The sequence below is a fragment of the Snodgrassella sp. CFCC 13594 genome (genome assembly GCF_001590725.1).
Taxonomy (GTDB): domain Bacteria; phylum Pseudomonadota; class Gammaproteobacteria; order Burkholderiales; family Neisseriaceae; genus Snodgrassella.
This window is the reverse complement of the sequence record NZ_LQXR01000004.1, coordinates 102,030-124,474: the sequence shown is the minus strand read 5'-3', so window position 1 is coordinate 124,474 and position 22,445 is coordinate 102,030. Positions and strand designations below refer to the sequence as shown.

At 46.9% G+C, this 22,445-nt stretch carries 23 protein-coding genes and 2 tRNA genes; 11 read left to right on the top strand and 14 right to left on the bottom strand.

Going from position 1 to position 22,445, the window contains the following annotated elements; translation table 11 throughout:
• Window positions 1–4 precede the first annotated feature (4 nt).
• The 7 genes from A2F46_RS04325 to leuC all read right to left on the bottom strand — a co-directional run bounded on the left by A2F46_RS04325 (window position 5) and on the right by leuC (window position 5,458).
• Entirely contained in the window at window positions 5–712 is a 708-nt protein-coding gene (locus A2F46_RS04325; protein WP_066567149.1) for an epoxyqueuosine reductase QueH, read from the bottom strand.
• A 158-nt stretch (window positions 713–870) separates the two neighbouring features.
• Entirely contained in the window at window positions 871–1,368 is a 498-nt protein-coding gene (tpx, locus tag A2F46_RS04320) for a thiol peroxidase (RefSeq protein WP_066567147.1), read from the bottom strand.
• A gap of 375 nt (window positions 1,369–1,743) precedes the next feature.
• Window positions 1,744–2,814, bottom strand: coding sequence for a 3-isopropylmalate dehydrogenase (gene leuB / locus A2F46_RS04315; protein WP_066567145.1), 1,071 nt, complete (start codon window positions 2,812–2,814; stop codon window positions 1,744–1,746).
• 94 nt (window positions 2,815–2,908) lie between these two features.
• Window positions 2,909–3,559: a 3-isopropylmalate dehydratase small subunit gene (gene leuD / locus A2F46_RS04310; RefSeq protein WP_066567141.1), complete on the bottom strand. Its 651-nt coding sequence runs from the start codon at window positions 3,557–3,559 to the stop codon at window positions 2,909–2,911.
• Between the two features lie 70 nt (window positions 3,560–3,629).
• The gene (locus A2F46_RS04305) at window positions 3,630–3,770 is read right to left on the bottom strand and encodes an entericidin A/B family lipoprotein (RefSeq protein ID WP_066567138.1); all 141 of its coding nucleotides are present in this window, start codon (window positions 3,768–3,770) and stop codon (window positions 3,630–3,632) included.
• Between the two features lie 33 nt (window positions 3,771–3,803).
• Entirely contained in the window at window positions 3,804–3,926 is a 123-nt protein-coding gene (locus A2F46_RS04300) for an entericidin A/B family lipoprotein (protein WP_066567136.1), read from the bottom strand.
• A gap of 116 nt (window positions 3,927–4,042) precedes the next feature.
• Entirely contained in the window at window positions 4,043–5,458 is a 1,416-nt protein-coding gene (gene leuC / locus A2F46_RS04295; protein ID WP_066567212.1) for a 3-isopropylmalate dehydratase large subunit, read from the bottom strand.
• Between the two features lie 371 nt (window positions 5,459–5,829).
• Between leuC and gshA the strand changes: the two genes are divergently transcribed.
• Window positions 5,830–7,191, top strand: a complete 1,362-nt coding sequence (gene gshA / locus A2F46_RS04290; RefSeq protein ID WP_066567135.1) for a glutamate--cysteine ligase — start codon at window positions 5,830–5,832, stop codon at window positions 7,189–7,191.
• Window positions 7,192–7,553: 362 nt separating this feature from the next.
• Here the strand turns inward: gshA and hemG are convergent, their stop codons facing one another.
• Window positions 7,554–8,120, bottom strand: a complete 567-nt coding sequence (hemG, locus tag A2F46_RS04285; RefSeq protein WP_066567134.1) for a menaquinone-dependent protoporphyrinogen IX dehydrogenase — start codon at window positions 8,118–8,120, stop codon at window positions 7,554–7,556.
• A 174-nt stretch (window positions 8,121–8,294) separates the two neighbouring features.
• Between hemG and A2F46_RS04280 the strand changes: the two genes are divergently transcribed.
• Window positions 8,295–10,013: a proline--tRNA ligase gene (locus tag A2F46_RS04280; protein WP_066567133.1), complete on the top strand. Its 1,719-nt coding sequence runs from the start codon at window positions 8,295–8,297 to the stop codon at window positions 10,011–10,013.
• Between the two features lie 162 nt (window positions 10,014–10,175).
• On the opposite strand, the gene A2F46_RS13200 is transcribed toward A2F46_RS04280, so the two are convergent.
• Window positions 10,176–10,301: a hypothetical protein gene (locus A2F46_RS13200; RefSeq protein ID WP_255358746.1), complete on the bottom strand. Its 126-nt coding sequence runs from the start codon at window positions 10,299–10,301 to the stop codon at window positions 10,176–10,178.
• Window positions 10,302–10,633: 332 nt separating this feature from the next.
• On the bottom strand, window positions 10,634–11,974 hold the full coding sequence (locus A2F46_RS04275) for a DEAD/DEAH box helicase (protein WP_066567129.1): 1,341 nt from the start codon (window positions 11,972–11,974) through the stop codon (window positions 10,634–10,636).
• 479 nt (window positions 11,975–12,453) lie between these two features.
• On the opposite strand from A2F46_RS04275, the gene A2F46_RS04270 reads away from it, so the two are divergent.
• The 4 genes from A2F46_RS04270 (at window position 12,454) to A2F46_RS04255 (ending at window position 16,153) form a co-directional block, all read left to right on the top strand.
• Window positions 12,454–13,395 carry a class I SAM-dependent methyltransferase gene (locus A2F46_RS04270; RefSeq protein WP_066567209.1) on the top strand — a complete coding sequence of 314 codons (942 nt, stop codon included), beginning with the start codon at window positions 12,454–12,456 and terminating at the stop codon, window positions 13,393–13,395.
• Window positions 13,396–13,471: 76 nt separating this feature from the next.
• The gene (locus A2F46_RS04265) at window positions 13,472–13,891 is read left to right on the top strand and encodes a hypothetical protein (protein WP_066567127.1); all 420 of its coding nucleotides are present in this window, start codon (window positions 13,472–13,474) and stop codon (window positions 13,889–13,891) included.
• On the top strand, window positions 13,864–14,094 hold the full coding sequence (locus A2F46_RS04260) for a ricin-type beta-trefoil lectin domain protein (protein WP_066567119.1): 231 nt from the start codon (window positions 13,864–13,866) through the stop codon (window positions 14,092–14,094). The genes A2F46_RS04265 and A2F46_RS04260 overlap by 28 nt, the downstream gene beginning before the upstream one ends.
• Before the next feature lie 430 nt (window positions 14,095–14,524).
• Window positions 14,525–16,153 carry an ABC-F family ATPase gene (locus tag A2F46_RS04255; RefSeq protein WP_066567116.1) on the top strand — a complete coding sequence of 543 codons (1,629 nt, stop codon included), beginning with the start codon at window positions 14,525–14,527 and terminating at the stop codon, window positions 16,151–16,153.
• A gap of 82 nt (window positions 16,154–16,235) precedes the next feature.
• On the opposite strand, the gene A2F46_RS04250 is transcribed toward A2F46_RS04255, so the two are convergent.
• Together A2F46_RS04250 and crcB are read right to left on the bottom strand one after the other, a co-directional pair.
• The gene (locus A2F46_RS04250; protein ID WP_082783572.1) at window positions 16,236–17,222 is read right to left on the bottom strand and encodes an extracellular solute-binding protein; all 987 of its coding nucleotides are present in this window, start codon (window positions 17,220–17,222) and stop codon (window positions 16,236–16,238) included.
• Between the two features lie 328 nt (window positions 17,223–17,550).
• A complete protein-coding gene (crcB, locus tag A2F46_RS04245; RefSeq protein WP_066567111.1) occupies window positions 17,551–17,934 on the bottom strand; it encodes a fluoride efflux transporter CrcB in 384 nt (127 codons plus the stop codon).
• Window positions 17,935–18,033: 99 nt separating this feature from the next.
• Between crcB and A2F46_RS04240 the strand changes: the two genes are divergently transcribed.
• The 5 genes from A2F46_RS04240 to A2F46_RS04220 all read left to right on the top strand — a co-directional run bounded on the left by A2F46_RS04240 (window position 18,034) and on the right by A2F46_RS04220 (window position 21,221).
• A complete protein-coding gene (locus A2F46_RS04240) occupies window positions 18,034–18,570 on the top strand; it encodes an NUDIX hydrolase (RefSeq protein ID WP_066567108.1) in 537 nt (178 codons plus the stop codon).
• Between the two features lie 58 nt (window positions 18,571–18,628).
• The gene (gene gloB / locus A2F46_RS04235; protein ID WP_066567106.1) at window positions 18,629–19,408 is read left to right on the top strand and encodes a hydroxyacylglutathione hydrolase; all 780 of its coding nucleotides are present in this window, start codon (window positions 18,629–18,631) and stop codon (window positions 19,406–19,408) included.
• Window positions 19,409–19,496: 88 nt separating this feature from the next.
• Window positions 19,497–20,837, top strand: coding sequence for a deoxyguanosinetriphosphate triphosphohydrolase (locus A2F46_RS04230; protein WP_066567104.1), 1,341 nt, complete (start codon window positions 19,497–19,499; stop codon window positions 20,835–20,837).
• 219 nt (window positions 20,838–21,056) lie between these two features.
• A tRNA-Arg gene (locus A2F46_RS04225) sits at window positions 21,057–21,133 on the top strand.
• A 13-nt stretch (window positions 21,134–21,146) separates the two neighbouring features.
• Window positions 21,147–21,221, top strand: a tRNA-Glu gene (locus A2F46_RS04220).
• A gap of 220 nt (window positions 21,222–21,441) precedes the next feature.
• On the opposite strand, the gene A2F46_RS04215 is transcribed toward A2F46_RS04220, so the two are convergent.
• Window positions 21,442–21,801: a DUF305 domain-containing protein gene (locus A2F46_RS04215; protein WP_082783571.1), complete on the bottom strand. Its 360-nt coding sequence runs from the start codon at window positions 21,799–21,801 to the stop codon at window positions 21,442–21,444.
• 295 nt (window positions 21,802–22,096) lie between these two features.
• On the bottom strand, window positions 22,097–22,426 hold the full coding sequence (locus tag A2F46_RS04210) for an SMR family transporter (RefSeq protein ID WP_066567102.1): 330 nt from the start codon (window positions 22,424–22,426) through the stop codon (window positions 22,097–22,099).
• Window positions 22,427–22,445 lie beyond the last annotated feature (19 nt).

The following is a 22,445-nucleotide window of genomic DNA, read 5'->3' as shown; positions in this document are numbered from 1 at the left end:
CAATTTATTTTTGATTGATTTTAGGTTTTGGGGCAGGTGGATCGTTTTCCACGTCTACACCGTAAAATTTGACGCCCAATTTAATCGATGGGCGGCCAGTTTGACGGCGCCATGCATTGGTATCACGCAAGGAATAGACACAGCCGCAATATTCTTGTTGGTAAAACTGTTCACGTTTGCTGATTTCTATCATGCGTTGGCTGCCGCCGCCTTTGCGCCAGTTGTAATCCCAGTAGCTTAGGTTAGGGTATTTTTCTGCCGCACGTATGCCACAATCATTGATTTGTTGCATGTTTTTCCAACGCGAAATACCCAATGAACTGGTGATGATAGGGAAACCATGTTCGTACGCATATAAAGCAGTGCGTTCAAAGCGCATATCAAAGCACATGGTGCAGCGTATGCCGCGCTCCGGCTCATTTTCCATGCCTTTGGCGCGTTCGAACCAATTATCCATGTCGTAATCGGCATCAATAAAAGGAATGTTGTGTTTGATGGCAAAAGCTTTATTTTCCTCTTTGCGAATTTCGTATTCTTTTTTGGGATGAATATTGGGGTTGTAAAAATAAATGGTGAAATCAAGGCCAGAAGCCAGCATGGCTTCCATCACTTCCCCAGCGCAAGGGGCACAGCATGAATGCAGCAGTACTTTTTTTTCACCATGTGGGGGAATCAATTGGGGGCGTTGTAAAACAGAATTATTGGGATTCATGGGTGTGTCCGTGTTGCGAATATGATTTTATGGCGTTTATTTTAGCAAAGTGATGCGACGGCTTAAATGCATGGGGTGTCGGGTGGCCCATTTTTACCATATGAATGCGTAAAAAAGACGCTCAGGCTGCCTGAACGCCTTATCCAATCAATTAAATATTACAAAACGCTTAATGCTGTTGCGTAATCAGGTTCGTTGGCGATTTCCGCTACTCGTTCGGCATACAAAACCTGATTATTCGCATCCAGTACCACTACAGCTCGCGCACATAGGCCAGCCAATGGCCCCGTGCTGATGTCAACGCCATAATCGGTTTTGAATGATGGGCTGCGGAATGTAGACAGCATCACCACATTGTCTATGCCTTCTGCACCACAAAAGCGCGCTTGCGCAAATGGCAAATCAGCAGAAATACACAGAACCACAGTATCTTTTAAGGCTGTGGCTTCTTGATTAAAGCGGCGTACAGAAGCGGCACACACGCCCGTATCCACGCTTGGAAAAATGTTCAGTACTTTGCGTTTGCCCGCATAATTGCCTAAGCCGGCAGCGGTCAAATCGATGGTGGTCAATTCGAACTCGGCCGCTTGTTCGCTCTTCTCAGGGAAGTGGCCATTGACTTCAATGGGGGTACCTTTGAACGTAACCTGACTCATGATTCATCCTTTCTGGTTGATGAGGTGTGTATTTTGATTGTGGCCGATTGCCTGGCTTCTGTCAAAATCTGTATTTAAGAAGGGCCAGTTTTGCCGGTGATGCGCACCTATATCGCATTATATAGACTGCAATATGGGTGATCGCCAAGCTTGAGGTTGCAGCCGCTATGAGCGGAAACCGACAATCCACGCTATGGACAGCACAGAAAAACCGAACGCCGAGAGTAGCGCTCAATTCGCATGGGTACTACGCATGTTGCCTGAAGCATTATAAAAAAGCTGCACTACATTATTAAGACATGGGGGCTACTTATGTTGCCTAAAGCTTTTTCAGGCAACATTCTAGGCGCTGCATAACGTGGGTTATGTACGGATTTACAACGCAGCCAATACCGCATCACCCATGCCACTGCATGAAACCAAAGTGCAGCCATCTTCATAGATATCCCCGGTGCGCAAACCTTGAGCCAATACTTTGCCTACTGCTTGTTCAACGCGCTGAGCCGCATCTTCGTTGCTTAGGCTGTAACGCAGCAACATGGCCAAAGACAAAATGGTGGCCAGCGGATTGGCTTTATTTTGTCCGGCAATATCGGGAGCGGAACCGTGTGATGGCTCATATAAACCTTTGCCTGTTTCATTGAGCGAGGCTGAAGGCAGCATGCCTATTGAGCCGGTGAGCATGGATGCTTCATCAGATAAAATATCGCCAAAGATATTGCCAGTCACCATGACGTCAAATTGCTTGGGTGCTTTCACCAATTGCATGGCGGCATTGTCTACATACATGTGGGTGAGTTCCACATCGGGGTAGTCGCTGTTCATGGCAGTGATGATTTGGCGCCACATTTCTGTGGTTTCTAAAACATTGGCTTTATCCACTGAGCACAATTTTTTGTTGCGCTTTTGTGCTGCTTCATAAGCGATTTTACCGATACGACGAATTTCTGATTCGGCGTAGCGCATGGTATTGACACCTTCGCGCTCACCTTGAGCATTGGTATGGATACCGCGTGGCTCACCAAAATAGATGTCACCAGTTAACTCACGCACGATGAGAATATTCAGCCCTGATACCACTTCCGGCTTAAGGGTGGACGCATTGGCCAACTCCGGAAACAAAATAGCGGGCCGGAAATTGGCAAACAGGTTTAAATCTTTGCGAATTGCCAACAAACCGCGTTCTGGGCGTAGAGGGCGATCAAGCTGATCATATTGGGGGCCACCCACGGCGCCGAGCAAAACCGCATCAGCTGATCGGCAGAGTTTTTGTGTGAATTCTGGATAAGGATGGCCGTATTCATCATAAGCCGCGCCACCCAGCGGTGCGTATTGATAATCCGCATCCAAGCCATCTGCAATCAATCGGTCTAGGATGCGTACGGTTTGTTCAATAATTTCGGGGCCAATGCCGTCGCCAGGCAGGATGGCTAAATGTTGGGTCATGGTGTTTTTCCAATGGGTTCGGGCAGTCAATGAATCATAGATAGAGCTGCCTGAACAGCAATAAACTGAGTCTATTCAGGATAAGGTAATGGGTTTATTTGGTTACAGTGTGATACAGCCAAGGTTGTGCTGCCTGATGCTTGGATTCAAACGCCTTGATTTCATCGGCGTGTTGTAAGGTCAAACCAATTTCATCAAGGCCATTCAGCAAACAGTGTTTGCGATGCTCAGTGATGTCGAAAGTGATACGGGTACCACTGGGTGTGGTCACGGTTTGGGCCGGTAAGTCAATGTTTAGTTGATAGCCTTCATGATTCACTACTTCAGCAAACAGTTGGTCAACCACATCTTCCGGTAACACGATCGGCAATAAGCCATTTTTGTAGCAATTATTGAAAAAAATGTCGGCGAAAGATGGCGCAATGACTGCACGAAAGCCATAATCATCCAAAGCCCAAGGTGCGTGCTCACGGCTGGAGCCGCAGCCAAAATTTTTGCGCGTCAGTAAAATATGCGCATCCTGATAACGAGGCTGGTTGAGCACAAAATCGGGGTTTAAAGGACGTTGGCTATTGTCCATGCCGGGCTCGCCATGATCCAAATAGCGCCATTCATCAAAAGCATTGGGGCCAAAGCCGCTACGTTTGATGGACTTCAGGAATTGCTTGGGAATAATTGCATCGGTGTCTACATTGGCCCGATCCAGCGGTGCTACCAAAGCAGTGAGGGTGGTAAAAGATTTCATAACAACTTTCAGACAGCAATCAATGATTGAACAATAAGCCCGACGCGATATGGTCGGGCTGTGTTACCGATTACATATTGGCTTTTACATCATCGGCGGCATTAGACACTGCTTGGCCACCGGCTTTAACATCTTTGCCTACGCCAGAAACGGTATTGCAACCTGCCAAAAAAGTTAGTGCTGCAACGGCAATCAATAGAAATTTTTTCATGATTCAGTCCTTTCGTGATGGAAATGAATAGATTTACTCAGCGGCGTTTTGTACCGCTTGGCCGCCGGCTTTGATGTCTTTACCCACGCCAGAGACGGTGTTACAACCGGCCAATAAAGCGGCAGAAGCCAAAACCAATAAACAGATTCGTTTCATTCTGTATTCCTTAATGAAATGGGTTTGAAAAATCAATCATGCTGCCCGAGCATCATGCCCATAATGACCAAAAAATTCAATACACGGGCTAATATTGTGGGTTAGGAGGAGGCCGTTTAAAGGGCCGGTAAATGGCGCACATCTGTGAAATGGCCGGTAACAGCAGCAGCTGCTGCCATTGAGGGGCTAACCAAATGCGTGCGACCGCCATTGCCTTGTCGGCCTTCAAAATTTCGATTGGACGTGGATGCACAGCGCTCTTGAGGATTCAGGCGGTCTGCATTCATGGCCAAACACATGGAGCATCCTGGTTCCCGCCATTCAAAGCCCGCTGCCGTAAATATTTCGTCTAAGCCCTCAGCTTCAGCTTGTTGTTTGACCAGCCCTGAGCCTGGAACGACCAGCACACGGTTGACATTGGCGGCTTTGTGGCGGCCCTTGGCCACAACGGCGGCAGCCCGCAAATCTTCAATGCGGCTATTGGTGCAAGAGCCGATGAAGACCACATCTACTGGAATATCGTGTACTGGCGTATCTGCGGTTAAACCCATATAAGACAATGCTCGCTCCATGCCTTCTCGTTTCACTGGATCGGTTTCAAGAGCGGGGTTGGGAACCATGCCATTGACTGTGGTCACCATTTCCGGCGACGTACCCCAAGTCACTTGTGGCTCAATATCTGCGGCATTGAGTGTGATGACTTTATCGAAGCGGGCACCTGGATCAGAAATCAATGTTTTCCAATAACCAACAGCTTTGTCCCAATCTGGGCCTTGTGGCGCAAACGGTTTATTTTTCACGTAATTGATGGTGATATCATCAACAGCCACCAAACCTGAGCGTGCGCCGGCTTCGATGGCCATGTTGCACAAGGTCATGCGGCCTTCCATGGATAAACTGTGAATGGCATCACCGCCAAATTCAATAGCATACCCTGTACCGCCGGCAGTGCCAATTTGTCCAATAATGTATAAGGCCACGTCTTTGGCGGTAATGCCTGGCTTAAGGTTGCCTGAAACTTCTATCAGCATGGCTTTGGATTTTTTTGCCGTGATACACTGTGTGGCCATGACATGTTCCACTTCTGAGGTGCCAATGCCATGTGCGAGTGCGCCAAAAGCGCCGTGAGTCGAGGTATGTGAATCACCGCACACTACTGTCATGCCCGGTAGGGTCGCACCTTGTTCTGGGCCCATGACGTGCACAATACCTTGGCCACGGTCTTTAAACGGAAAATAAGCCAGCGCCCCAAAAGCTTTGATATTGGCGTCTAGGGTATCAACTTGTAATTTGGATATGGGATCCTTGATACCATCCTCCCAATGATCGGTTGGGGTGTTATGGTCTGCTGTTGACACAATACTGTCTTTGCGCCACAAAGGACGGTGTGCCAATTTAAGTCCTTCAAAGGCTTGTGGGCTGGTGACCTCATGAACCAAATGTCGGTCAATATACAGTAATACTGTACCATCTGCTTCTTCCCGAACCACGTGGCTGTTCCAAAGTTTATCGTAGAGGGTTTGTGCACTCATAATCATTGTGTTTTGGTTGGTCTATGTGTGTGCCATCTTAATATTAAATTAGACGTTTTACAAGATTTTTGTCTAAAAAAATAGGATTCAGTAAATTTTAATAATATTTTTTATTAAAATTAGACATATTGTCATATTAAATAATGTTGTTTCCCTCTATCTGCTGAACTGATGACGGTAATAAGGGCTGCCTGAAAGGTGTTATCGGCGGTTATTACTTAGAATAGAATGCCCAAATACGGGTGGACGAGTGAAGTCGAATAGAGCTGGCTATACTGCTGGCTGGGTAAATCGGCTTTTAAAGTGTGCTGCTCTTGTATAATGCTTAATTTGCCGCCATATCAATATCGTTTATCGGTAAAGGATTTCATATGGGTTTACCAGAAATTGCCCCCGCATATTTGTTGCAGTTACAGTCGTTTGAACGCAATATTTTAACCAAGCAAGCAGAAATAGAGGCTTGGTTTCGAACGCAATGGCGTGCGCACAAGCCGCCATTTTATGGTTCGGTGGACATCCGCAATAGCGGGTACAAGATGGCCAGTATCGATATGAATCTGTTTCCTGGTGGCTTCAATAACCTCAATACACATTTTTTGCCATTGGCCGCAGCAGCGGCGCAAGACGCAGTTGAGCGCGGCTGTGAAACAGCCCGCTCTGTGTTGTTGATCCCAGAAAATCACACACGAAATACTTTTTATTTGCAAAACGTATTCGCTTTAAGTCAAATTCTACGTCATGCTGGCTTTACTGTACGCTTGGGTAGCCTAAATCCCGATATTACTGAGCCTATTGAACTAGAAACGGCATTGGGCGAAACAATTACTTTGGAGCCAGTATTGCGAACGCGTGATCGCGTGCATTTGGCCGATGGTTTTTCACCTTGCTTGATATTACTCAACAATGATTTGTCTGGTGGTGTGCCAACTGTATTGGAAGGGCTTAATCAGACGGTGCTTCCGCCGTTGACTGGTGGATGGACAACCCGGCGTAAAACGCATCACTTTGCAGCTTATGACCAAGTGGCTGCTGAATTTGCTCAGTTAGTAGGTATTGATCCTTGGTGCATCAATCCGTATTTTGAATCTTGCAGCGGATTGGATTTTCAGGATCGCGAAGGTGAAGATAAGTTGGCAGATACGGTGGCACGCCTGCTGGCTAAAATTCAGGCGAAATATGATGAACTGGGTATTGAAGATGCGCCGTTTGTGATTGTGAAAGCCGATGCCGGTACTTATGGTATGGGGGTTATGAGTGTGCATTCGGCAGACGAAGTACGCGGGTTGAATCGCAAAAACCGCAATAAAATGGCCAAAATTAAAGAAGGTTTGGCTGTTACAGAAGTGATTGTGCAAGAAGGTATTTATACCTATGAAACCCTGCACGGTGCGGTGGCAGAGCCGGTTGTCTATATGATGGATCGTTTTGTTATTGGTGGCTTTTATCGCGTGCACGAAGGGCGCGGCCCAGATGAGAACCTGAATGCGGCCGGCATGCGTTTTGTGCCGCTGCAACGCAATATTGTTTCTGCGGAATCTGATTTGGAAAAAGATTTGATGCAGGAGGAGGCCAATAGTAAACGGGCATTTGAGCAATGGGAAAATCTAGGCCTGCCCCAGGCGAATAATCCGCACGATTGTGAAGGTAATCGCTTGTATGTTTATGGGGTCTTGGCTCGATTGTCTTTGCTGGCAGCATCCATCGAACTTGAGCAGATGGGCTCGGCGGCATAATATTTTGAGCATGGGGATTTCTGTAGCACAACAGGCAAGGCATGTCACTACATGGCCTTGCCTTTTTTAAAGTGACGCAACAGTCTGTGGCACGAAACATTATTTCATGAACGCGCGCTGTCGCAATATTTTAGCTTTGGTTGAAACGGGTTGTGGTTCCCGATGGCGGTGCCGTATCTATATTTATGCATCCGCCAAGTATGATTGTATGGCAAAAGAGCGGCTTTAATAGGCAGCGCTGTCAAGCTCTATGGATGTATTATGATCATGATTCCATTGATTGAAAAAGCGCTTGTCATCCAACATCCGAAACTCATTGGACGCACTGACGTTCACGCGCTCTCGATAGAATGAGTATGGATTTAATTGGTTTTGCTTATTTCTTTTGGCTGGTCATTGGTTGTAGCCAATACAGCTTGACCGAAATGGCGCACTTTCTCCCAATCAGTAAACTCAATGTGGGCTTTGAAATCGGTCTCACCTTTGTTAAGCCACATTACGAATTTCATCAAATAGCGATCCAATAAATGGTATTTTCGATAGTCCAATTCACCCGCGAAAATGCCAATGTGTTGCGGTCTCCATGCGCTTTTTTCGAAAAATTTTCGGGTATAGCTGTGGGTTTCAGGTGTATTGCGATGAGGCTTATTGGCCAGAATACTAACGCTAAAAAAGGCACTGGGTGTGCTGTTTAATGTGTCGATATGGTTGTCTACCCAGTGTTGCAGCACCGGCGCATAATGCCCATAACGAATAGATGCGCCGATCACAATGGTATCGAAAGCAGCAGGATCAATTTGCTTTTTTTCGGCTTCCTCTAAATCTACCAAGGTAACAAGGGCGCCTGAGCGAGACCACTCGGATTCTAGGATTTGTGCGATTTTTTGGGTTTGGCCAAAGCGGCTGGAATACATGAGTAAAATGTTCATAACGCGATTCTTTTTATAGCTTAATGAGCGATGATAGCAATCGACTGCGGTGTTTGTCTAAATTCTGATTTGGCTTAGTGATATTCATGTTTTCAGGCAGCCTGAGTTTATTTGACGCGTATCAACGGGCTTCGCGTTTGCTGGTACAATGACGCCCAGTTTTGGGAGATGAGCATGAAAGCCAGTCAATTTTTTATTTCAACTTTGAAAGAAGCGCCTGCAGAAGCTGAGTTGGCCAGCCATAAGCTGATGCTGCGTGCCGGCTTGATTAAGCGGGAAGCCAGTGGTTTGTATACTTGGATGCCCATGGGCTTGCGGGTATTGCGTAAAGTGGAAGCGATTGTGCGTGAAGAAATGAACCGCGCCGGATCGGTTGAATTGTTGATGCCGGTCGTCCAGCCGGCAGAATTGTGGCAAGAAAGTGGTCGCTGGGAGTTTTACGGCAAAGAGCTACTGCGTTTCAAAGACCGCCATGACCGTGACTTTTGTATGGGGCCCACTTGCGAAGAGGTGATGACCGATATTGTGCGCAGTGAAGTGAAGAGTTATAAGCAGCTGCCGCTCAATTTCTATCATATTCAAACCAAATTCCGCGATGAAGTGCGACCTCGTTTTGGGGTGATGCGTGCCCGTGAATTTGTGATGAAGGATGCTTATTCTTTCCATGCAGATTTTGATTCTTTAAAAGCCACATACATGGCAATGTATCAAGCCTATTGCCGTGTATTTAATCGTTTAGGCTTGGATTATCGTCCTGTTGCCGCAGATACTGGCAGCATAGGCGGCACAGGATCACATGAATTTCAAGTCATTGCTGAGAGCGGGGAAGATGTCATTGCCTACAGTGACGGTTCTGATTTTGCGGCCAATGTTGAATTGGCGGCAACACTGCCACTCTCGGGGGAGCGCGCCGCGTCAACACAGGCGTTGACCAAAATCCATACCCCAGACGTACGCAGTATTGCTGATTTGGTCTCTTTTCTGCACATTCCTGTTACCCAAACACTGAAATCGATTGTGGTTGAAGGAGATGAAGAAGGTAGTGTGGTACTGCTGCTGCTGCGCGGAGATCACCAATTCAATGATGTAAAAGCAGAAAAATTGGCTGGTGTGAAAGTACCTTTAACCATGGCTTCCACTGCAGCTATTCAGGCAGCCTTTCATGCGCATGGTGGCTCGTTGGGGCCTGTGGGTTTCGTGGGTAAAGTATATGCTGATTACGCCATTGAAAAAGGTGCTGATTGGGTGATTGGTGCCAACCAAGATGACCATCACTACACGGGCTTTAACTTTGATCGCGATGCGCCTGAGCCGATATTTGTGGATTTGCGCAATGTCATTGCAGGTGATACCAGTCCAGATGGCCAAGGTTGCCTGAAGCTGGCGCGAGGGATTGAAGTGGGCCACGTATTCCAATTGCGCACCAAATATTCTCAAGCCATGGGTGCTACTTTCCTCGATCAAAATGGCAAAAGTCAGGTGATGGAAATGGGGTGCTATGGCATCGGTATTACCCGCGTGGTGGCTGCGGCTATTGAGCAAAATTATGATGCGCAAGGCATTATTTGGACCAATGCTATGGCTCCGTTTACGGTGGTGATTGTACCCATGAACTATCGCAAGTCGGATACAGTGAAAGCTGCCGCTGATGATTTGTATGCACAATTGCAGCAGGCCGGATTCGACGTATTGCTGGATGATCGAGATGAACGCTCTGGTGTTTTGCTGCATGATTCGGAATTGCTGGGCATTCCGCATCGCATTGTCATTGGCGATCGCGGCTTAAAAGAAGGCAATGTGGAATATCAAGCAAGGCGCGACCAAGAAGCCACGATCTTGGCGTTGGACAAGGTATTACCTCACATTCAGGCAGCTTTTGATTTGGCTCATTAAAAAGCCGTTTGTCCGTAGGCCTATAGCGCCAAAATCCCGACCTTATGGCCGGGATTTTTGTTATCAATGTGATTGTGATAGCGGAGCTGGAATGATTGAAATCAAATGCCAATAAAAAGCCGCAGCAATGGGCTGCGGCTAGCATGATGGGATTAGAACCGATTAACGTTCTGATGCCACCAATTGCGTGGCTGGTTTCTGATTAACCATGTATTTATCGTGATGAATATGATTAAAAGCAGTGCGCTTGGCTGCTTGGAAAATTTGTAAACGACGACGATGTTGCATATTACTTCCTTTCATTCTCAAGTGTTGATGTGGACATCAACTTTTGTCATTAAGTTTTTCATTAATTAAGCAGTGTAGTGACAATCGATGACAATTTGATGAATTGCCAAATTGCTGTCTTTTCGCTGCTCGTTTATTTATTTAAATTGATTTAAGTTTATTGCCCTTTCAATATAAGGGCTCAATGATGGGTTGGCAAGCACTATGCCTGTGTTACTGATGTAAATCTCTGTGTGCTTATGTGAATTATTTAGGATATTAATGAAATAAGATGGTATATAAACCGATTTCAGCCATGTAAACGGTGGCTGAAATCGATTTTAAATCAAAGATTAATGGCTATTTCGAGGTGCTGATTTGGTCGTGTTGCTGCGTGCTGCTGAGGCGGGGCGAGCGCCATTGGGTTTGCCGTTACGCGCTGTGTGTTTATTGCCTGCACTTTTGCCTGGTCGTTGATTGCGATCACCTTGCCATTGACCCTTGCCTTGTCCTGGGCGACGGTTCCGCATGGCTTGTTTTCCTGAGCGTTTGCGAGTGGGCTCCATGCCTTCAATGGTGGTTTCAGGCAGCTTTCGAGTCAGATAGCGCTCAATTTTTTGTACTTTGATGTATTCGTTGACTTCGGCAAAGGTAATCGCCAAGCCGGTTCGTCCAGCACGGCCAGTTCGCCCGATCCGGTGTACGTAATCTTCAGCCTGTTTGGGCAAATCGTAGTTGATAACGTGGGTAATGCTGGGTACATCAATGCCACGGGCTGCTACATCGGTGGCCACTAAAATTTTAATACGGCCTTTTCGCAAATCATTGAGGGTGCGGTTACGCCAGACTTGTGGCATATCACCGTGAAGGCAATTGGCTGCAAAACCTTTTTCGTATAATTCGTCTGCCAATTGTTCGGTCATGGCTTTGGTGGCCGTAAAAATGACAGCCTGGTTGATGCTGTTGTCGCGTAAAATATGATCCAGCAAACGGTTTTTGTGACGCAAATCATCACAATACAAAAGCTGCTCATCAATCTGGCCTTGTTCAGCTTCACGTGCAATGTCGATTTTTTGTGGGTCTTGGGTCAACTTCTGAGCCAGTTTGCCTACGACACCATCCCAAGTGGCTGAAAATAATAAGGTTTGACGTTCTTTTGGGGTGGCGGCCACAATGGTTTCAATATCATCGATGAAGCCCATATCCAGCATTCGGTCGGCCTCATCCAGAATCAGTACTTCTAAGCGACTAAAGTCCACACGACCTTGACGCATATGGTCCATCAGGCGGCCGGGTGTCGCCACAATCAAATCAATGGGGCGGCCCAATGCGCGAATTTGTTGACCAAATGACGTGCCACCCACCAAGGTTACGGTGCGTAACCAAGGCATATTTTTGCCATAGAGCTGGGCATTTTTTTCGACTTGCTGGGCCAATTCGCGTGTTGGGGTAAGTACCAAAGCGCGCGGGCCTTTACCGGGCTGGTCGCTGCGTTTGAGGAGTTTTTGCAAAGTTGGTAGTAAAAATGCCGCGGTTTTACCGGAACCTGTTTGCGCCGAAACCATTAAGTCATGACCAGCCAAGCCTGGCGGAATGGATTCCAATTGAACGGGTGTGGGGCTGTCGTAACCCGCTGCGGCCAGCGCGTCGGTTAAAGGTTGGTCCAGATGTAAATCAGCAAAAGACAAAGACATTATTTTCCTAAATGATCAACGACAGACCTGCGGCTTCCTAATTCATCCATTTATTGAATGGATTGATCAGGCTGCCTGAAGCAATACGGACGCAATAGCAATGTGGATTGGCGTTGGCCGGGTGTGTCGCAAGCGTGTGCTTGAGGTTAAACATCGGCGACAACCGGCTAAGCGCTATGATACAAACGCAGAAGAATGCGGCAAAACCGCATGATGGGCTGAAGTGACGATGGCTTCGAAGGCGCGTATTATAAGTAAATGAATTACTTATGTCAAATTTTTTGGTGATTGTGCTGGTGCTGTTTTTATTTTGACTGTCATATAACTGAAAACGAATTGGCTTTACGGGTTGGAGCTGGGTGTGCTAATGAAGCGTTACTTGCCCAATGGATAGGCATGTGGATATGAGCTTGGGCTGTTTACCAGTACAATAAGCACTTATGGCGGTTGATCCGCGTTTCAAGAAAGCGTTGTCGAGCATGTCGGAAATAACGGCTTTTGCCAATCGTCTGGGTAAAAATATCAAGCATTTAATGAAATGGGCGCGTCGCCATGACTTGGAAGCATGGCGATTATATGATCGAGATGTGCCGCAATACCCGTTTGCAATTGATATTTATGGCGAGCACATTCATTTGCAGGAGTATGACACAGGATGGCTGTTGCCGGACAATGTGCATGAAGCGTGGTTGGTAGAAGTGCAAAACGCCATTGGGTACGTGACCGGATTTAAGCCTGAGCAGATCCACTTAAAACGACGAGAACGACAGAAAGGCAAAGAGCAATACGAAAAAACGGGGCAGTTGGGGGTGGATTTTGTGGTGCATGAGCACGGCCGCGCTTTTTGGGTGAATCTGGATAAATACCTAGACACTGGTTTATTTCTTGATCACCGAAACACGCGGCAGCGCTTGGGTGAATTGGCTTCTGGCAGACGGTTTTTAAATCTATTTGCGTATACCGGCAGTTTTAGTGTGTATGCGGCTACGGGGGGGGCCGTTGCATCGGAAACTGTAGATTTGTCCAACACATACTTGGATTGGGCGCGGCGCAATTTTGTCCTAAATGACATTGATGAAACGCAGCACCAAATTATTCGCGCTGATGTTTTGCAATATTTAAAGCAGGCTGCGGATGCAGGTAAACAATTTGATTTGATCGTGATGGATCCGCCGAGTTTTTCAAACAGCAAAAAAATGTTGTCAATATTGGATGTGCAACGTGATCAATCGATCTTGGTGGACGGTGCCATGCGCTTGTTGGCACCCAAAGGCGTTTTGTTTTTCTCCAATAATTTACGCAGTTTTGAATTGGATAAAGCCTTAACTGAGCGCTATGACATTAAAGACATTAGTACACAATCGGTACCGGAAGATTTTCGCAATAAAAAAATTCATCAATGTTGGGAAATCCGAGCATAAACGCGTACTTGAATGTGTTTGTGGTAGGGTGAAGTGATTCTGGTTGGTGGCTGCCTGAACATATAGGGGAATGCTGATGTTGAAAAAATCTAGCTTGGGTTACGTGAATTGGCTGAGGTGGTTGATTTTTGTGAGCGTGTTCACGCCCGTGTATGCTGACGTGGTGTATCGAGATCATCGGCCTGATCGACGCATTAGCGTTCGTATTCCTACGCAATCAACCACGACCATCAACAAAACTGTGCGCATCTATGCGCCACCCGGTAGCACTGTGATTTATGGTGAGATACCGGTTGATTCGGCGATGGAGGGTGATTATCCCAGCCAAACCACCATCATCGCGCCTTCGACAGCAGGTCTTGCGACCTTGCGCATGGCTTCCGGTCAATGTGTGACGATGGGAGACGAGTTAGCAGATGGGCGCGCAGCCGTGTTTGAAGCACCTTGTCTATCTAGCACCGCAGCCAAATGCTGGGTTTTCGCCAAGGCCGGGTGATCATTAATGGCATGTGTTTGCAAACGCAGGGAAGTGCGGTTTTTGGGCGTCGTTGCACCGGCGATTCAATGCAAGATTGGCGCCGGATACAAAATCAAATTAGACTGAATGGAACCAATTTGTGTTTGCAGAGCAGTGGTTGGGACGGTACTGGCTTGGCTGTCAGCCAATGTGATGGTACCCAAAAGCAGCGTTTTGACTAATCAGGTATGCAATAAACGGCATGAGCGCCATAGTAATTTGTCGATTGTGCTTTGGGGGCTAAGTCGCATCGGCAGGATAAACCCGGTGTGGAATTTCGCCCATGGCCGAGATTAATGTTGGTCGTTGTGTGACAAAGCAGTGGCCAGTTGAATTTCAGCTAAGTTGTTTGAGTCGTACATTTTTCTTGTGAGATGAAATCAATAGCCATCTCAGGTCTGTGCATTGAAACTTTTTAGAGTCGATTGTTTTGAAGCATGGGATGAGTGCCCAGATCCACACGCCCATGCCAAATGATCAGTTATCACCATTGATTGTCATTAGGCTGCCAAGAAGGCGATGTGGCTGGCTGATGGGCTGGTGTCACGCATGAGTAGCATGATTGTGCTAAAATTCGCCGATTTTATGATTGTTTAAGCAGGGATACAGACCGTGATCAGTACCAATAATATCACCATGCAATTTGGTGCCAAGCCATTGTTTGAAAATGTGTCAGTTAAATTTGGTGGCGGCGAGCGTTATGGCCTGATTGGTGCCAATGGTTCGGGGAAGTCCACCTTTATGAAAATTCTGGGCGGGGATTTGGAGCCCAGTGGTGGTGAAGTGGCTATCGACCAAGGATTGCGCTTGGGTAAATTGCGCCAAGACCAATTTGCATATGAAGACATGCGGGTGCTGGATGTGGTGATGATGGGGCACACTGAGATGTGGGCCGCAATGACCGAACGCGATGCTATTTATATGAATCCGGATGCGACCGAAGATGATTATATGCGCGCTGCCGATTTAGAGGCCAAATTTGCCGAATACGACGGCTACACTGCGGAAGCCCGTGCTGGTGAATTATTAAACGGTGTAGGCATTGATACACATTTACATCAGGCAACCATGAGCGAGGTGGCACCGGGTTTTAAGTTGCGCGTATTGTTGGCTCAGGCGCTGTTTTCCAAGCCTGATGTATTGCTGTTGGACGAGCCTACCAATAACTTGGACATCAATACCATCCGGTGGTTGGAAGGCGTACTCAATGGCTATGAATCCACCATGATCATTATTTCGCATGACCGTCATTTTTTGAATGAGGTATGTACCTACACTGCCGACGTCGACTACGGCGGCATTACGCTTTACCCCGGAAATTATGATGACTATATGCTCGCTTCAGCTCAGGCGCGCGAGCGTACTGTTAAAGACAATGCCAAGGCAAAAGAGCGCCTACAAGAATTGCAGGAATTTGTGGCGCGCTTCTCTGCCAATAAATCCAAAGCGCGACAGGCAACCAGTCGTTTGAAACAAGCCGATAAAATTAAATCGGAAATGGTGGAAGTAAAACCTTCCAGTCGTCAAAACCCATTTATTCGCTTTGATTATGACGATAAGAAAAAATTGCATCGCCAGGCATTGGAAGTACAAGGTTTGAGCAAACGGTTTGATAAGCAGCTGTTTAAAAACCTGAATTTTATGCTTGATGCTGGCGAGCGCTTGGCGATTATTGGCCCCAATGGTGCCGGGAAATCTACCTTATTGAAACTTTTGGCGGGTGCTTATGATGTTGCTTATGGTGAAGGCATTAAAGCCGATGCAGGCAGTATTAAATGGGCAGAAAAAGCCGAGGTGGGCTATTACCCCCAAGACCATGAAAATGATTTTGATGTGCCGATGACCTTAACCGACTGGATGCGCCAGTGGGGCAAAGAAGGGGACGATGAGCAGGTGATTCGCGGTACTCTGGGGCGCTTGTTGTTTGGTGGGAATGATGTCGGCAAGCAGGTACAGGTGCTTTCCGGTGGTGAAAAAGGGCGCATGCTTTATGGTAAGTTAATTTTGCAAGAACCAAATGTGCTGATCATGGATGAACCCACTAACCATATGGATATGGAAAGCATTGAGTCTTTGAATATGGCATTAGAGAAATTTCCTGGAACCTTGATTTTTGTGTCACATGACCGCCAATTTGTATCCAGCTTGGCCACTCAAATCATTGAATTGGACGGCGAAGGTGGCTTTGAGCATCATTTGGGTGATTATGAAGGCTATTTATCCAAAAAAGGATTGGCTTAAATCCCATTGTATAGTTGATTGTTGTCCAATTGTAAAACAGGCTGCCTGAATGTATTTAGGCAGCCTGTTTTAGAACAAAGCATTACTTCCAATTTAACTCATCGATGATGGTTTGCGCTTCTGGATAGCGTTTGGCGATTGCGTTTAACGATGTGTTGGCCAATTTGGGTTTACCCCAATGGCCAACCAAATCGGCCACTTTTGCTTTTGGATTGGCCGGAAATTCTTCCGCGCCAGGAGCATATAATGCTTGCCCTGCCGGGGATGACAACCATTCTAAAAATGACTGCGCCAATTTGGGCTGCTGACTGGTTCTCAGAACGCCGCCACCAGAGATGTTGGCCTGTACCCCGCGTCCACTCTGGTTCACGTAGCGCGCGGCAACTGGCGTATTGGGATGATCCTTCAAATAACGGCTCAGATAATAGCTGTTGCCAATGCCTACGCTACAAGTGCCGGCGGCGATGGCTTCTATCATTTTGGTGTCATTGTCAAAAGGCGGAGCTGCCAAATTTTTCAACCAGCCTGCAACAATTTGCTTGGCTTTTGCCTTGCCTTCAGTTTCAATCAAATAAGCTACTAAGCCTTGATTATAGGTACCCCTTGTGCCACGTAAACACAACTTACCTTGCCATTTTGATTGGGCTAAATCAGCATATGTGTTGATTTCAGAAGGCTTAACCTGGCGGCTGTCATAATATGGTGTGCGCACCCGCACCCCCAATCCATACCATTCATTTTGCTGGTCACGCAGCGCACGCGGAATATTGTTGTTCAAAACAGATGAACGAATTGGCAGCCAAAGCTTGGCAGCACTGATTTTGCTCAAATTATCGACATCCACCCCAATAAACACATCACCATCGGTAATGTTGCCCGCAAGCAGTTTTTTGCCCGCATCTTTGTCAGCCACCAAAGTAACTTTATGACCTGTTTGCTGCTCATAGGCTGCAACAGCAGGCTTCATCGCCTCGGCACTGCGGATGGTATACACTTTTAAATCGGCTGCTTGTGCCAGTCCGAAGAATCCCATAGTCGCCATAGACAGGTATAGATATGTTGTTCTCATGCGTTCTCCTTCAAAAAGTAGCCATAGAAAGTCGGGAAAATAGATAATAATAATTATTATTATTATTTAATAATATCACGGTTTAAAATAGATGCGGAGTTTGTTTATTACGATAATGAATTAAATGGATGTCACAATAAGGTGAGTAACCAAATGAGGCATTGATGGCGGCGAAGTGATTGAAGAAGAGAGTGTATGGCGATTATTCGAGGAACCTGCGGTCAATATTGGGTAGCCAATCCAGTACACAATCGATTCGGAGGCGCAAGGCTATATGGATTGTGATAATGCCAGAATTCGCCGTGTGGTTCAAAAGATGCGTAACATTTCAGGCAGCCTTAAACCAATGCAAGGTAAGTATGCCAAGGGTAGTCAGCAATAGAGAGCCACCTAGATGTAATGCGATGTGTAAAGCGGCCCAGCCAAATCGTTGGCTTTGCAGCAAGGTAACAGACTCCGCTGAAAAAGTAGAGAACGTTGTGAGTCCACCCAAAAAACCAGTGATGATAAATAATCGCCATTCGGGCGATAACGAAGGCAGATTGGCAAAGAATGCCATGGCAACACCAATGATGTAGGCCCCCACCCAATTGGCAGTAAGTGTGCCATAAGGCAAATTCGGGTTAAAGCTGTTGAGCGCATTGCCCAATAACCATCGTAATACCGAACCGATGGCGCCACCCAAGGCAATGGCTGCTATCGAAGCCCACATGGATGAATGTCCGTTAAATAAAGCCTAATTATAATCCTGCATTTGCTTTCCATAAACAAAATGACTAATCTTGCCCATGCGAATACTGAGAGGTGGAAAATGAAATTAACGGAAACCCAATTGGCTCGAAAAGACATTTATCAAGGCCAATTTCTCAATGTCTACGAAGATGAAGCCTCATTGCCTAATGGCAATACAGCCAGCCGTGTGGTGGTCACACACCCAGGAGCTGCCAGCGTCTTGGCGATTACGCCTGAAAAAAAAGTGGTATTGGTACGCCAATGGCGTTATCCAATTGGCGATGCTTTATTGGAGATTCCTGCCGGCAAGTTGGATATTGCCGGCGAAAAACCTGATGAGTGTGCCAAGCGTGAATTGGCTGAAGAAACGCCGTACACTGCCACGGACGTGACCTTATTGGCAACGTTTTATACTTCTCCTGGTTTTTGTAATGAAAAAATGTATGTGTATTTGGCTGAAAACGTCGTTCGTAATAGCCAGCTGAATCCAGAAGCAGATGAAATTCTGGAACCAGAATTGATGGATGCGGCTGAAGTGCGCCAAGCGTTGGCAGACAACCGTATTCACGATGCCAAAACATGGGTGGCTTTGCAATACTGGTTGCTGCACGGTTAAATTTAAGGCTGCCTGAAAGCTTATTTGGCGACCTGGATACTTAAGTTAGACAAATATCATGACGATCATGCCCATTCATGCGTTTGAAGACAATTATATTTGGTTGCTCCGGCACAATGATGAAGCCATTTGCGTGGATCCTGGTGAAGCCGCACCACTGATGGCCTATTTAGAACAGCACCATTTATCCTTGAAAGCCATTTGGTTGACCCATGCACATGCCGATCACATCGGTGGTGTGGCTGCATTGCGCGAGGCCTGGCCTGATGTGGTTGTGTATGGTAATGGCGCGTGGCCTGGTGTGTGCTGTGCGGTTGATGAGGGTGATGAATTGCGCGCATGGGACGCCGTGGCTACTGTATGGGCCGTGCCTGGCCATACTCTGGATCATTTGGCCTATGTGCTGTCGAATGGTTCGGAAATACGGGTATTTTGCGGCGATACATTGTTTTCAGGTGGATGTGGTCGCGTATTCAGTGGCACCATCACCGATTTGTATCACAGTATCACACGGTTGAATACACTGCCTGCACACACCTTGTTTTATCCGGCGCATGAATATACGTTGGCCAACTTAATTTTTGCGGCCGCGGTGGAGCCAGGGAATGAACACATTCAACAAGCACAGCAGCAAGCACAGCAACTTAGGCGTCAACACCGGCCCACTTTGCCGGTGACTTTGGCTCATGAGCGCGAAATTAATCCATTTTTGCGCACCCATGCGGCGACGGTGGCTGCGGCGGCTGTGCGGACTGGTTTGGATAAAGCGAGCGCAACCCAATCACTGGCGGTATTTGCGTGTTTGCGAGAATGGAAAAATCGCTTTTCATCCCGCTAATCGGACCAGCCAGCCTATAACGGCTGCCTGAAATAGCATTCCTGATCATCGGAAGCCCCTTTCAACTCCTTCCAATAGTGAGTTTATGATGAATTGGCAGCAATTACTCAGCACCCAGCGTTTCCGCATGAGCGAAGGCGCAATCACCCCGACCAGCACGCCTTCGACTCAAGAAGGCGCAGAAGCCTTGCGTACTGATTTTCATATTGATTATGACCGCGTGGTATTTTCTGGTGCATTTCGGCGATTAGCGCGCAAAACCCAAGTGCATCCTTTTGCCGAACACGACCATACCCACAACCGGCTGACCCACAGTGTGGAAGTGGCCAGCGTCGGGAGAAGCTTGGGTAATCGAGTGGGCGTGATGTTGCAGGCAGGCGGCTATCTACCTACACTGAATACGCCTTCAGACATTGGTGCGGCAGTGCAAGTGGCGTGCCTGGCCCATGATTTTGGCAATCCGCCGTTTGGTCACACAGGCGAAGATGCACTGCGTGATTGGTTTCGAGATCCCAACCATGCTGGTTATTTATTAGGCTTGAGTGAAGCAGAGCGCAATGACATCCAAACCTATGAAGGCAATGCCCACAGTTTGCGTCTTGTGGCCAGTTTGGAAATGTACCGAAATCGAGGTGGCATGCGCTTAACGGCAGCCAGCATTGGCGCGCTGTTAAAATACCCGTGGACCAGCTCTGCTGAACATGGCCGCCGTAAATTTAGTATTTACCAAACTGAATTGCCTTTTATCGAAAACGTGGCCGCAGAGTTGGGGTTGCCTGAATGTGGCATCAACCAGTGGGCTCGTCACCCGCTGTCGTATTTAATGGAAGCAGCTGACGATATTTGTTATGCCTTGCTTGATTTGGAAGATGCCGTGGAATTGGGTTTACTGCGCGATTTGGAAGTGGAAGCAGTGCTCTCTGCGCTGACCTATACCGAAAGCACGTGGCAAGCGCCATCTAGCCGCCAAAAATGTGCCATGTTGCGAGGTATTGCCATTGGCCGTGCGATTGATGATGTGGCCCAAACATTTATGACACATCATGAAGATTTATTGGCGGGCGCGTTTCAAGCCAAAGATTTATTGGCTATGGCCAGTGCTGAAGTGCAAGATACCCTGATTCAGGCAAAAGAACTGGCAAGAACACGTATTTTCCGCCATCAAGGTAAATTGATTACCGAAATTGCCACGTTCCCTTGCTTGGGCTCGATTTTGGGTTTGCTGGTTCCCGCCGCCCATTCTTTTGTGAGCAGTGGCGAAGTGAGTGTGCGCCAGTCTTTGGCACTGGAGTTGCTCAAGGATGAACCTTTAGAGGCAGGGGATAGCCTTTATCAAGCGTATATGAAAATTTTGGATTTTGTGGGGGGGATGACCGACAATACCGCTGCTAGGTTGGCGCGAGAAGTATCTGGGATTGGTATGCTGTGACTGCTTAATATAGGTATGCAGTCGTACGTTGACTAGAGCATGTATGGTTTGGATAGGGGCATGAGTACTCAGGTAGCCTGAAAAATGTTTGCTGAAAAATCATTTATTAAGCTTAATTTTGCAAAATAAAGCCTAGTCACGCTGGACAAACAGATGGGGATTCTATAATATGCGCACTTCTTGATTTTCAGTGCATTGGCGCTGACAAGCAAGAGTGTTGCACCCGTAGCTCAGTTGGATAGAGTATCTGGCTACGAACCAGAGGGTCGGGCGTTCGAATCGCTCCGGGTGCACCACACATAATGCTATGCGCCCATCGTCTAGCGGTTAGGACACTGCCCTTTCACGGCGGCAACCGGGGTTCGATTCCCCGTGGGCGTACCAATTTAAAAACCTGTTGAGATTAAAAATCCCAACAGGTTTTTGTTTTGCTTAAATTTGCTTATGCTAGCTGAAAATGGCCTGAACCCCACCCAATAGAGAATCAAGGGAAACGCAGCATTTTTTGTTTATTTCGCGATGTTAGGGTAGCGATAAGCATCAACGGCTAGCTGCAAGCAGGCCGACGGTAAGTAGGCCTTGCCTTTATTAATAGCTATCTTGATTAGCGCTTTTCGTGTTGTTTTAACCAGCTTTCGAGTATTTGAATTTCATGCGTTTGGGCTTTAATGATGTCTTTCGACATGGCTCTTAAACGTGCATCTTTCCCGTATTTTAATTGGGTTTTGGCCATATCAATGGCAGCCTGGTGGTGGGGAATCATGCCTTTGGCAAAATCAATGTCGGCATTGCCTGAATAATCAATGTCCATACTTTGGTGCATTTTGCTCATGGCCTGTTGGTATTCGGTAGTACTGGCAGCTTGAGCAATATCTTGATCCATTTTGGTGTGATCAGGGTGAAGTGGGGCTGAGAATGCAAAAGCGCTGCTACACAGCGCCAGCAATAATAAATTTTTTTTCATGTTGTTTTCCTTTCAAAAAATAGCCATGAATTGAGTAGATGACCATGCAGATATGGTGAACCACTTTTTGTATCAATGCACGTGTTAATTTGCTTAATGAGTTTGTCCATTCGACTCAGCCACCAGTGCCAAAATGATTTCAGGCAGCATTGAAAGCACAAAATCAACTTGCCTTTGCTTTACCAAAACAAGGTATATCATCAGCCCGACTTTTGAGTGGCAATATACAGGCGAGGATGATTATGTTGTTGACCAGGCTCCCAATCATTCAACTAAAACAATGCTTAGAACCGATTTAAGCAGCAGATTTGGAGAATAGATTGATGGTAATGACGCCTGCTAAAATCAATAGAATCCCAATGATGGCGGGGATATCTAATTTTTGGTCATAAAGAAACCAAGCCAGTATGGAAATTAAAATGATGCCACAGCCAGACCAAATGGCATAAACAATGCCGACTGGGATTTTTTGCAAGACAAGTGAAAGCAAATAAAACGAGGTGATGTAGCCCACGATGGTGATGATGGAAGGCACCCAAACTTTAAACCCATTGCTGGCTTTGAGTGCCGTGGTGGCCGCCACCTCGGCGATGATGGCCAAAAACAATAAAAAAGACATGTTCATTCTATCCATATTCCAGGGC